A 12605-nucleotide genomic window follows, 5' to 3' on the forward strand; every position below is an offset into this window, starting at 1 on the left:
TCTAGCAAGCCTGTTTTTCAGTTACTCTTTTAGTTAACTTGATAGAAGCGCACATTATAACATGTTATAATCATTAGGAAGTCACTCTATACAGTTTCGCTAGGAGATATTGCTTACTATTGCGTACATTATTCTTGAAGCAGTTACTTATCTTTCAAATAGGAGGAAGCACGAATGAAAAAAATAAAAGTTCGCAAAATTGGAAATTCAATCGGCGGCATTTTCCCAAAAGAATGGGGCTTGCATGAAGGTGATTTGTTAAACGTTCGCAAAGAAGGACACCTCTTCATTTTGGATGCTGAGGATTCTGCAAAAGAGAAAGATCGTCAACTAATCGAAGAAAGCTTCGCTGATTTTGAGAATAAAACTACAACCACTGAACAAGAAATGGAAGAACTGTTTGGTAAATATGGTTGGGGCGACTAATGATGAATTACACACTTGTTTACTCTGAATCCTTTAGAAAAAGTCTTCAGGAGAACATTTCAGAATGGGAAAAGGAACTGCTTCTTACCGATGAAAAAATCACTCAATTTGTTCATGCCATTTATCATTCATTAAATCGTTTAAAACAATTTCCTGAAATGTATGAAAATGTCGCTGGTTTGTATGGTTTCGACAAACCAACCTATCGCATCCTGATTGGAAAAAGTTTTGCAATCTTTTATCGAATCAATCAGGAAGAGAGAACAATACTTATTGGAAACCTATTTAAACAAAAACAAATGCACCTATATTTCTAATAGAACATCCAGAAGGAAACATGCGCTGCTTGCCGCTTTCTTTCTGGATTTTTTGATCGTAATTATGTACAGTGATTCGTTCTTGTACAATTCCACTAATCGCGCTAAAGACGCGAAGTGGAACTCGCAAAAAACTGCAGCCCTCAGTCAAGGCTGCAGTTAGAACACATTATTTATTTAAGTAAGTCAATGCGTTGTCGATCAAGTGTTGGACGGTTGCTTTAGGCATTACAGATAGAATATCAGTGATTTGCGGTGCAGATTTGCTGTCGGTAAATACGACGTTCAATGGCATATACAGCTTGCGTCCTTTTTGTTCGGTTTCTTTTTGAACAGTAGAAATAATCGCTGAGTAGTCCACGGGTTCTGACGCCTTGTTCAATTCTGCTGACATGGTGGTCAAAATTTGTTTAACACTTTCGCTATCAAATTCTGCTAAGTCGGTATAAGTGAAAGTCACTTGGTTAGCATTTTTGATAAACAAGATTTTTTCCATAAAGGTCATCAAAGTCTTGGCTTCTGTGTGATAGATATCCACGACTTTTTTAACAAAATCAAGATCGTTTTCAATATCGATCGCTTTCAATTGTTCTGCTACATCTGTTTCAGCAGCATCAACTAACAGCATGATTCTTCTTGTTAATTCATCCACAGATGTCTTCTTGATGTATTCCGCATTGGTCCAGTCGAGTTTCTTTTGATCGAAGTAAGCAGGCGAAGCGGACATCCGATTGATATCGTAAGCTTCGATCAATTCATCCCGAGTGAACAATTCTTTTTCTCCGACGGGCGACCAGCCAAGAAAGGCGATAAAGTTCAGCAACGCTTCATTCAAATAGCCGTATTTACGGTATTGGCTGATGAATTGCAGCGTATTTTTATCCCGTTTGCTCAATTTCTTATGGGTATCCAAGCTATATATCAGTGTGATATGACCAAATAGCGGTTGTGGGATACCTAGAGCTTCATACACGGCGATTTGTTTTGGTGTATTGGCAATGTGGTCATCTCCACGTAAAACGTGTGTCATCTTCATTAAGTAATCATCAATTACTACCGCGAAGTTATAGGTTGCCATACCATTACTTTTTTCAATAATGAAGTCTCCGCCGATATTATCTGAATTAAATTCCACACGGCCTTTAATCATGTCATCCCAGCCATAAATATGATTTTCAGGTAAGTGAAGACGAACCGTGGATTTGCGGCCTTCTGCTTCGGCTTGCTTGATTTGTTCTTCCGTTGCGCCATACCAGCGTCCATCGTAATGAGGCGCGATTTTAGCTTCGATTTGTTGATCATGCAGTTCTTTTAATTCTTCTTCCGTCGCATAGTCGCGATAGGCAAGTCCTGCGTCTAATAATTGTTGTACGTATTTATGATACAAATTCACACGATCTTTTTGATGGTAAGGGGCAAATTCAACTTTCGGTTTATCCGGACCTTCATCCCAGTCGATACCTAACCAATGAAGATTTTCCATCTGGCTTTCTTCACCATGCGGAACATTTCTTTTCAAGTCAGTATCTTCGATTCGCAACACCCAGGTGCCGTTATAATGCTTCGCAAACAGGTAGTTGAATAACGCAGATTGCGCATTCCCTAAATGTAAAAAACCTGTTGGACTTGGTGCGTATCGAACTCGTACGTCGCCGGTAACTTCTACTTTGTCTTTTTTCAATTTGATTCCCTCCAGTTTAAAAGCCCTAATAAAAATAATGCTTTATCAGGGCTTTAATAACAGATGCTATTATATGTTAAGATGCGTGATGAATCAAATGATTACGATTTAAATCGTCAATTGCGCGAGTCAAATCTTCAATGAAATCATCACAAATGGCCATTGTCATGGATGGGCGAACAACGATTCGACTAATTGTGACATCTTCCAGACTTACAGGAAGTGGGTAAGCAGGCACTTGCCAGCCGTATTCCTTCAACTTGTCTTCTAAATCATAAAGATTCCAAGTTAATTCCACATTGTCTGCGATTTTCCAGCAATTGATTGGTAATTGTGAACCATCATTGATGATTTCAAAAATACCTAGATCCTTCAATTCTTGATTGATTCGTTGTGACACGCTGCGAACATTGTTCATGATCGCTGTGAAGCCTTCACGACCGAAACGAATCATGTTGTAATATTGCGCAACGATGTGTGCGCCGCTATGTGAGAAGTTGATAGCGATCGAGTCTACGCTGCTGCCAAGATAAGGAACTGAGAAACGCATTTCTGCTGGTAAATAGTCTTCCGTATTTTCGCGCCAAACAATCCAGCCAATACCGGGATAAACCATCCCGTATTTATGCCCTGAAACGTTGATTGATGCTACATTTTTTAAACGGAAGTCCCATGGTTTGAACCCATCAACAAATGGTGCGAAGAAGCCGCCAAATGCTGCGTCGACATGGATCTTAATTGGTAATTTCGCTGTTTGGTTGTATTCAGAAACTAGTTCGTCTAATTTTTGAATATCATCTACGCGGCCAGTGTAAGTAATTCCTTGAATTCCTACAATACCAATGGTGTTTTCATCTACATAATCCATGACGGTGTCAGTGTTTAATGACATATGGTTTTCATCCATTGGAACTTCCCGCATCTCGACATTCCAGTACGTACAGAATTTTTCCCATACAACTTGGAATGCAGACATGATAACTAAGTTAGGTTTGTGTTCATGTAAGTTGTCGATGTCTAGTCCGGCTGCTTTTGCACGATGTTTCCAGCTATGCAATAATGCAAGTCCGCCTAACATACAACCTTCTGAAGAACCCACTGTTGAAGTTCCGATGAAGTCTTGGAATAATTTTTTCCCTTCACCGATATTCCACATATGAGCAACCATACTGATGGTATAGTTTTCCATTGCGGTAGTTTTTGGATATTCTGATTTGTCAATCGCATTCGTTTCAAGTGAACCCAACATCAAACGATCTGCTTGTGGTTCCATTTGAGTGGTACAGAATGTAGCCAAGTTTTGGTCTGCTTTTGCTTCATTCAACCGAATATGATTGACGAGCGTCTCGGCTGTGTCAGGGTTCATACCCTCATCAGGTAATACTTCTTTAGGCATGCTGCGAGCAGCTTCTTTGCTTCCTAAAAATGAACTTTCTAAATAATCTGTTTGCATTTAAAAGATCTCCTTAAAATACTCTCTTATATTTTTTAATGAACTGGGTGGTGTAAGTCGCTTCCTGATTTATCATGATGATGCAATGTCCAGTTTCCATGGAATTGATACATGATCAACGGAATAAAGAAAACGATGATAAAAGCTGTTAGTAATAACGTTAGATACGTATGTTTTTGTTGCGCGTTGTAAGCAGCTGGTGGGAAGAAAGTAACAATAAACCCAAAAGCGGATAAGACAAAACCTAAAACACCCATGATGACACGCATTACTTTCGATTTTGCCGCACGGAACGTACGATTCAACTCGTTGTGCTTGAAGACCAAGACTAAATAAGTAACAAACATCAGCATATACATTAAGGTATACAAGGCAACAGTCAAGCTCATCGCTGTTTGGAATGAAAGGTTCGATTTGTCTCCACCAGCACCAAAGGTTAAGAGTGCGGCCATGATCGAAACGATCACACCTTGCAAGATCATTACATTCGTTTCAACACCATAAGGATTCGTTTTAGCGAAACGTTCAGGCAAGTAGCCTTCTTTAGCCGCTTCATACATCCCTGCATTTGGTCCAACAACCCAGCTGCTGATTTCACCGATAATACCGATTGCCAGTAACAAACCAATTAAACGTTCAATAAAGACCACATTGACCCATGGAAATTGTTGAACCAAAGCCCCATAGGCATAAACAATCCCTGTACTTAATTGGATCTTGGCGTTTGGAATCGTCGCACCGATTGAAATTGTTCCGATAATATCAGAAGCAATCGCGCAGATCGCCAAAGCCATCATGACTTTTGGATAAACAGACGGTTTCTTCAAGTCTTTTACGTGAGTCGCTGATCCTTCAGCTCCCGCAAAGGCTAAGATAAATGGAACAAATCCAACTAATACATTTCCGCTCCAGCTTGATGGCAGGATCGTATGCGGATTGATTTTGATCAGCATCGGATTGCCCTTCACTAGATAAGTGATGGTTAAGAACAGCAATAGGAAAACTGGAATGATGACACCAATTGTAAAACTCCATTGAGCGATTTTCCCTGTGATTTTGGTTCCTCGTTGTTGCGCGAAGATCAAGCCCCACAAGATCACCATCATGATGATAAATTTGAACAATGGATTTGTATTAATAATTGGAACGTTGAAAGTGATAGATAAACAACCGATGATGAAATACATCATGGTACACATCCCAACAGTGATATGGATCCATTGATAAAAGAGTGCAGACCAGCCAAGGCGTTCCCCCAGCATGTGACGTCCCCAAGTAAAGATTCCGCCTTTGCTCCAACCATCGACTGAAGCCATTTCACCAGCGGAACGTGTAACTGGAATAAACCATAAAATACCTGCTAAGAATAGGAAGAACAATGCAGTTGGTCCTTGCTTAGCGAAGGCGGCAAATCCATACACCGTCATGACCATTGAAGTAGTCATTGAGAATAGCTGAACACCAGTAAGCTGATTATGTTCGCTCAAAGAGGTGCTCTTCTCTTCGTTATTCATTTGTGACACATCCTTTAAATTCATTGCAATCGAAGTGCGCACTTCCGAACTACAGCCATCATATTAGCCTTAAAAAAAGCAAAGTCAAACTGCCTCGCATCCGCTAATTAGAAGGTTTATTAAAATAAATTCTGCCATCATAATGGAAGAAACCCTTTGCTTTCTGCGAATTCCGCACCTCTTTTCATTCAATAAAAAAAGCTTTTTAAGAAAAAAAGCCCAAGGTCTAAATTGTGTAGCAATTCACTGCAAATTTTTGGATGATACGTGTCATTTTCTTAGCAAATGATAATGATTCACAAATAAAGCGCGCCCAAAAAAGAACCCTCGCACGTATCTTTAAATCAACTTTCACACAGTCCCTAGCTCTTCTTTAATCCTATGAGCTTATACTGTTGAATTTGAAGGCAATAGGATCATAAAGAAACTGTAAGAGGAGCGTTCAGTCATGAGCATTGATCGATTACTAGATTTTGAAAGTCAGGCACTTTTCGCTATTTTTACCTATTTAAAAGAAAATCCCGGCTTCCACGATATCAATGAGATATCCGAACAAATCGGTTTTGAAAAACGGACTACTTCAAAATATCTAGAGCGTCTTTCGGTACTGTCGGATGAAGTGAAGGAGCGAGCCGGCACTTTTCCACTGACTACTTCAGAGCGAAATTACCAGATCATTCAAACCAATTACGCGGCAAACAAAGAGCTTTGCTTGGCCATCTATCACATCTCAATCAAGATTGACCTGCTAGAAGGACTATTACTAAACAAAGAAAATACAATGAATGCGTTAATGGATAAATACAGCCTGAGCTATTCTACCCTGAAAAAGGATGTCTACGAAATCCGTGATTTTCTTAAAGAAGCCACCATCGACCTCCACATTCGCAATGGCGAACTCGTATTATCCGGACTTGAACCGACCATTCGTTTATTTTTCTTAAGCTTTTTTTGGCAGCTCTATGGCGGCTATGGTCATCCATTTAATATTCAAAGCTCCCAAGAAAAAAACTTTATTTTTGAGAAGCTTAGTTTCCTGCTTTCAGATCAAATCGACCCTATTACAAAGATTCAATATGATTATTTAGTGGATATTACCTTGATCCGCTACCTATCTGATCATAAGATTGAAAACAATGAACTACCCGTCGAATCGATCCTGATTGGGAATAAATTCGTGCAACACTTCCACTTCATTACAGAAGAAAACGTCCTAGCCTATACGAATTTCAAAGACGAACTTTATTTCATGCTATTTTTTTTACAATCAAAAATGGTCTTTTATCGGAACGATCGTTTCTTCCAAGAATTGAAGAAATATCACAAAGAAATTGATTCAAATATTTATCAAGCCAATCAGTTTTTCTTTCAAAATATCGGATTGCTGTTCAATCAATTCCAATTTGACTACGATGAATTAGAAAAAGAGCTCTATGTGATCCACACACGGCTCTTGTTTAAAAGTTTCTATAATTATGTGCCGATTGGTGAGCATCATAATCTTTATCCTGAAGACATGGCGATTGTTCAAGAAAATCTTCGCCTGCGTTTTGAGACTATCCAGCCGCGTAATAGCTTGATTTATTCACAAATGGATTATGCGATCTTCCTTTACGCCGCTTTGAGTATCGCCAATGAATTTTTGACCGGCTATGAATTATCCGTCTTTATCGATGACTCAAAGGGAGAATTCAATTCTATCTGGTTAAAAAAATTATTCATGAAAAGTACCGGCGGCTTGGTCAAAATGCACTTTGTCGATCCGAATCGTTTCTTACTAGCGGATGAAACCGTCGATCTAATTATTAGCACAAACAAATATTTTCCCATCGAAAACAGCCAAAACAAACCGATCCTCTTTTTAGAGTGCAAGGATAAATACGAGGATCTAAAAAATGTCCAAAATATGGTGCGAAAAATTATGATGAAAAAAACGAAGCGGCTGCAATCGAACTAAAATTACGCACACATTTTGAACATTAATCGAACTTTTCATTCATTTGGCGAAGGAATAAACGAAAATCCTTCCCAGCATACAAAGCAAGCTCAGGCAAAAAAATATTTTTGTGCTATACTGACCTCTGTTAGTTTCTCTTTCCAAAAAACAAACTAACAGACAAAGACGATCGACCGACATATTCGATCGTCTTTTTATGTGTATTAGAGAATGATTGTTTTAGTAATTTATTACGAAAAAAGATCGAGCCGCCGCCCGATCTTTTCGTTTTATGCATATTCTCGTATAATCTGAACCAACGCCTCCGTGGCTCCTGTCCCGCTCTTTTCATCATAGTATTGTGTGAAGCGTTCATCTGCTAGATACATTTCGCTTAATCCTTTATGGGCCTCTCCTGAGTATTGCTTCCAGCTGAAGCTTATCCACTCTTTATGCAGCTGATAAATTTCTTTTGCTAGTGACGGATTCTCCTCCGCTAAGTAGTCCCTCAATTTTTCAATTAGCATCGCTTCAGTTGCTTGCATCTTTTGATACTCAGCTTCACTCATGTTTTGCCATTTTTGATTGGAGGCTTCAACGGCCTCTTCTCCATATTTTTCACGGATTTCCTGACCATAATTCGCTTCGTTTTCCGTTAGTTTCTCTTGTTTGAATGCTTCAAATTTTTCTTTATTCGTCATTTCTATCTCTCCCTTATAGTAACGCAAGGTTTTGTCAATGGTTTCCAGCAGCTGATCCAGTTCTTGTCGTTTTTGCTGCAATTGTTTCTTTTGCTGAATCAACGTGTCCTCGATTTTTTCGTCAGGTCGGTCAACCAGTTTCTTGATCGTTTTTAATGGGATGCCCATCGATCGATACAGAAGAATCTGCTGCAGTCGATCAATTTCTTTTTCAGTATACATGCGGTAGCCTGCCTCACTTAGAAAAGCCGGCTTCAATAATGCGCGCTCATCATAAAATCGCAGTGTCCGTGCACTGACGCCTGAGATTTCCGCCATTTGTTTAACTGTATAATTCATTTCTGCACCTCCTGACAAAATTATCTTACACCTTGACGTAACGTAAAGGTCAAGTGCTCATTTCAACTTGATTGAGTAACGAACTCAAGTTAAATGTTTTTCACACATAGGATTCCGCTAAACATCACATTTATTAACTAGTTCAAACGATAGAAGCAATCGTCGGTTCTTATTAAACTGATAAAAGCGTCATTCACAAAAATCCCCTCTTAGAATATCATTCTAAGAGGGGTTCTCCCAGTATCAACATGTGATAGAAAGGTTCTTCGTCCACTAAGCTTCTTTCCGACACCCTGAAATCCGACAGGTGACCGAAGTCATGTGCCTCTGGTATCGAAGGATCAATCTTTCAGATCCACTCGACTCGTCGCATGAGACACACTATAGCACATTGGCTTAGCCTTTGACAATCATTTTTGATTGTTTTTATAAATTGCTTCCGTTATCTCGACCGTTTTTAACGTCAATTCTTTCGTCACAACAGGACTCTCCAAGCGCCCTTGCTTCAAGCAGTCATTTACATGCTCCACCTCAAAGACAAACTCACTGTTTTGGGTACTGTGGAGGGTTTCCTTTTCCCCATCGTTGTAGTGAATCTCTGCCGTATCAGTTTTCCAAAAATCAGGAACGATTATTTTCCCTTTTTCCCCATAGATAATCATTCGCTTCGGCAGATCTAGATCAACCGTTAAGAAAATAGTGCCTAAAACACCTTCAGGAAAGTTTAGCGTTACTTGCGCCTGTGCGTCGGATTGTCCTTCTGGGAACACCAATGTCCCCTTGTACTCATTCGGTGACGCTGCCAGCAGATGCTGCATATACTCTAACGGATAGGTCCCCGCTCCACGAAAAACGCCGCCACCTGCACTCAAATCGCGAAACCATGAAATATGGTCAATGTTGGGATAAGCGGTCACGGAATCCAGCCAGCGGATCGCACCAATCTTCCCAGCCTGAATAACCTGTTGAATTTGTTTGGTGATCGGTAAGAAGAGAGCTTTTTGAGCCTCCATCAAAAATAGCTTGCGTTCTTTCGCTATCACAAATAGCTCTTTTGCTTGTTCCAGCGTCATCGTAAAGGGCTTTTCTAATAGCACATGTTTATTATTCAGTAACGCCAACTTCGCGGCATCGTAATGGCCTTTATTATAAACAGCTACATAAACAATATCGACCGCTTCGCTTTGGCACAATTCCTCATAACTGCCAAAAGCCGCAGGGATTTCTAGTTCCTGCGCCATCTTTTGCGCTTTTTCGATGCCGCGAGAAGCGATTGCGGTCACTTCACCCTCATGACTCTCCTTCACCCCCGCCACGAAACGAGGAACGACCTGCGCCGTACTTAAAATACCATAACGAATCATATTCTTTTTCCCTCCATGAACAAGGAAGGAACTGATTGAAAAAACCAGCTCCTTCCGTTTTTTATATTCTCACTATTTACTAAAGACCAGCTATCGTTTTATTCAAAACGAACAAACAGAAGTATCCATAGGAAGCTACTGACCACAGCTTAAAAATCAAGATGATCTTGAGATACTCCCGAAAAGAGAGATCCGTCATCCCCGCAACCAAACACGTCAAGTCGTCTGGCAAAAAGGGGAAAATAAAACAGACAATCAATAATTTTTTAATATCCTGTGTGTGGTCCTGCAAGGTCGTTTCAAATTTTTCATAATTTTTCTCCGACAATACAAGACGAGCAAACTTCGGACCAAAGCGGCGGACCAATAAAAATAAGCCGACTTCTCCTATGACTAGTCCAATATAACTATACAAAATACCTGGGATATTGCCAAACATCAGCATCCCGACGATTGTTGCGAAACCACCAGGCAGAAAAGGGATGATTGGCTGGATCGCTTGGACGATGATAAACGCCGCAATAGCGAAACTCCCAAAATTTTTAATAAAATGCTGCAAATCCGCCACCGAACCAAACATACCGGATCGCCGGATATAGATTAATATCAGAATAAACGCTGCCAAGCCAACAATCGGTAATACTTGGATTACCTTCTGCTGCCAAGGCGCGCGTGTCCGCGACTTTTGTGCCATCCTTCCCCTCCTTATCAAGTGCATAAGTGTGTAATTTAGATAATTATTTTCGCGCGCGGTACTTGATTGACGCTAATTCCTATTGAAGAAATCATTTTTCTAAAATCATGAAACATGATTTCAGTCGTCTTCACGCGAACCATTTTACTAACCTACTAAAAATAGGTAGTAAAACTGGCTTATTGATAGAACTCACCGATTTGATCAACAAACGGGAGCGATTCTTTTAATGGGTAAACGACAAAATCATGCATCATACCTTCTACAACCTCAAGCTGCATCGTCGTTCCTTTGCTGCGCTTGATTCGATCCTGCAAACGCAAAACATCGGGATACAAAATTTCATCGGTTCCTGCCACCACGAATAATTTACCCAGCTGATCAAAATTTCCATAGATCGGTGAAACCATCGGATCGGTCAAAGGAAGCTCTCCCGCGTAATTCTCACCGGCTTCTGCCAGCAGGTCTTTTTCTAATAATACATCTTTTTCCTGTAATTCTTGTGAACGGGGATCGCTTAACGAAGCATCCAGCCACGGAGATGCCAAAGCAATCTTTTTGGGCCGCTTCGGCAAATCGATATTTCGCAGATGCTGGGCTAAGCTCATCGCTAAGCCGCCCCCGGCTGAATCACCAAATAAGAAAAAGCAGTCATCAGGGTATAAGTAAGTCAATTGTCGAAACGCCTTCTCTGTTAATGGAACTGTTTTTTCCGCTGTATTTTCTGGCGCTAACGGATAATCAAAATAGCTTACTTTTAAATTATACCGTTTGACAAACCGCTCCTGAATTTCCTTATGAAAAGGTGACGCCTCCAACGCATAGCCGCCTCCATGTAAATAGAACACATGACGTCTTGTGGGATGGCCAGGAAATAACGTAATCAGTTGATGTCCGTCAATTTCTGAAATCTTTTGCGGAATATCCGTTTGCGAAAGCTGGCGGCTGATTAATCGTCTTCGCTTCGGCGGATCGACCATTGTTGCTCCCACCAGTTTTTTCATATTGATTACTTTAAAAACATTTTTTACAAATTTTGCTGAATAGCGCATCGCTGTATCCTCCAAATAAATTCCTATATCATCGCATAGAATTCGTCTTTTCGTGCTACAATAGACACGGTGGGCTATCGCAGTCTGCCTCTTAAGCATAACGGAATCTAAAGGAGGTGTCCACAATCACAAAACCGAATCGCGAATACCTTTACGATAATATTCGCGGCATCTTGATCCTACTCGTAGTATTGGGGCACGCATTGGAATATTTTCGTTTAGATAACAAGGTTGGCGAGTTTATTTACGTCTTCATCTACTTATTCCACATGCCGGTATTTATCTTTATTTCCGGTTATTTCTCAAAAAATCTGAAGAAGGGTCGTTCCACCGCAGTGGAGACTTTCCTTGTCCCTTATTTGCTGCTAAATTTAATTTTGACCCTAATTATGCTGGCCATTGGTAAAATCGATCAGTTTATGATATTGAGTCCAGGATGGACCCTTTGGTATTTATATTGTATGTTTATCTGGCGTTTATTGCTACCAGACCTCGTAAAAGTACGAAGAATCTTAATTTTAAGTTTTATTATCGGTATTTTCTCTGGTTTTTTAACTGAGTTTGGAACCTATATGGCGATGGCACGAACCTTAGGCTTTTTGCCGTATTTCTTAGCGGGGTATTTCACCACTCCCGAGTTAGTCTCTCGAGTACGCAAGACTCCCTTCAGAAAAATAATCAGTATAGGGATCATTCTTTTTGGGCTAGTGACCGCCTTCTTTTGGACAAAGAATAATTTGCCACCAGAACTTTTATGGCGAGATCGAGCTTACGCCTTCTTTCCCGTCCCTTTACTGCAAAACCTATTGACGATCATCTTTTTATACGGCATTGGCTTTGCGTTCATCTTCGTCTTTCTGGCTCTCGTCAATAATAAGCCACACTTTTTCACTGCATGGGGACAGCGCACTTTGGCTATTTATTTACTTCATGTTTACCTAGTGGCGCCATTAGTAGAATTTACGCAATTTGAAGATAATGCTGTCCTTCATCTAATTCTCTTAGTAGCAGGCAGTGGGTTTATCACTTATCTGCTATCACATCCTAAAGTAACAGAGATTCTGCGGAAAACACTTTCTCGAATTTTACATTTTATTATGCCAAACAAAAACGGCGACTCGTCATGAG

The 12605-nt window shown here is 40.2% G+C and carries 11 protein-coding genes; 4 read left to right on the plus strand and 7 right to left on the minus strand.

Annotated features, from left to right (window positions below; translation table 11 throughout):
* Positions 1-174: 174 nt before the first annotated feature.
* Complete coding sequence (locus tag RV13_RS05365) at positions 175-426, plus strand: AbrB/MazE/SpoVT family DNA-binding domain-containing protein (protein ID WP_010745255.1); 252 nt, start codon at positions 175-177, stop codon at positions 424-426.
* A complete protein-coding gene (locus tag RV13_RS05370; RefSeq protein ID WP_010745254.1) occupies positions 426-743 on the plus strand; it encodes a type II toxin-antitoxin system RelE/ParE family toxin in 318 nt (105 codons plus the stop codon). Before RV13_RS05365 ends, RV13_RS05370 begins: the two co-directional genes overlap by 1 nt.
* A 169-nt stretch (positions 744-912) precedes the next feature.
* Here the strand turns inward: RV13_RS05370 and gltX are convergent, their stop codons facing one another.
* From gltX to RV13_RS05385, 3 genes are all read right to left on the minus strand, one after another.
* Positions 913-2424, minus strand: a complete 1512-nt coding sequence (gene gltX / locus RV13_RS05375; RefSeq protein ID WP_010745253.1) for a glutamate--tRNA ligase — start codon at positions 2422-2424, stop codon at positions 913-915.
* A gap of 76 nt (positions 2425-2500) precedes the next feature.
* Positions 2501-3877, minus strand: a complete 1377-nt coding sequence (gene gad, locus RV13_RS05380; protein ID WP_010745252.1) for a glutamate decarboxylase — start codon at positions 3875-3877, stop codon at positions 2501-2503.
* Between the two features lie 35 nt (positions 3878-3912).
* Positions 3913-5391, minus strand: coding sequence for an amino acid permease (locus tag RV13_RS05385; protein ID WP_010745251.1), 1479 nt, complete (start codon positions 5389-5391; stop codon positions 3913-3915).
* Between the two features lie 448 nt (positions 5392-5839).
* Here RV13_RS05385 and RV13_RS05390 point away from each other — a divergent pair, with 448 nt between their 5' ends.
* Complete coding sequence (locus RV13_RS05390) at positions 5840-7348, plus strand: helix-turn-helix domain-containing protein (RefSeq protein WP_060789275.1); 1509 nt, start codon at positions 5840-5842, stop codon at positions 7346-7348.
* A gap of 269 nt (positions 7349-7617) precedes the next feature.
* On the opposite strand, the gene RV13_RS05395 is transcribed toward RV13_RS05390, so the two are convergent.
* The 4 genes from RV13_RS05395 to RV13_RS05410 form a co-directional block, all read right to left on the minus strand.
* On the minus strand, positions 7618-8367 hold the full coding sequence (locus RV13_RS05395) for a MerR family transcriptional regulator (protein WP_010745249.1): 750 nt from the start codon (positions 8365-8367) through the stop codon (positions 7618-7620).
* A gap of 410 nt (positions 8368-8777) precedes the next feature.
* Positions 8778-9731, minus strand: a complete 954-nt coding sequence (locus RV13_RS05400; protein WP_010745248.1) for a Gfo/Idh/MocA family protein — start codon at positions 9729-9731, stop codon at positions 8778-8780.
* Positions 9732-9810: 79 nt separating this feature from the next.
* A complete protein-coding gene (locus RV13_RS05405; protein ID WP_010745247.1) occupies positions 9811-10425 on the minus strand; it encodes a TVP38/TMEM64 family protein in 615 nt (204 codons plus the stop codon).
* Between the two features lie 179 nt (positions 10426-10604).
* Positions 10605-11477 carry an alpha/beta hydrolase fold domain-containing protein gene (locus tag RV13_RS05410; RefSeq protein WP_010745246.1) on the minus strand — a complete coding sequence of 291 codons (873 nt, stop codon included), beginning with the start codon at positions 11475-11477 and terminating at the stop codon, positions 10605-10607.
* A 116-nt stretch (positions 11478-11593) separates the two neighbouring features.
* On the opposite strand from RV13_RS05410, the gene RV13_RS05415 reads away from it, so the two are divergent.
* Positions 11594-12604 (plus strand): acyltransferase family protein, encoded by a 1011-nt coding sequence (locus RV13_RS05415; RefSeq protein ID WP_010745245.1) that lies wholly within the window; start codon positions 11594-11596, stop codon positions 12602-12604.
* Position 12605: the final 1 nt, after the last annotated feature.

It is taken from the genome of Enterococcus raffinosus (assembly GCF_001886185.1).
In the GTDB taxonomy this organism is placed as follows: Bacteria; Bacillota; Bacilli; order Lactobacillales; family Enterococcaceae; genus Enterococcus_A; species Enterococcus_A raffinosus.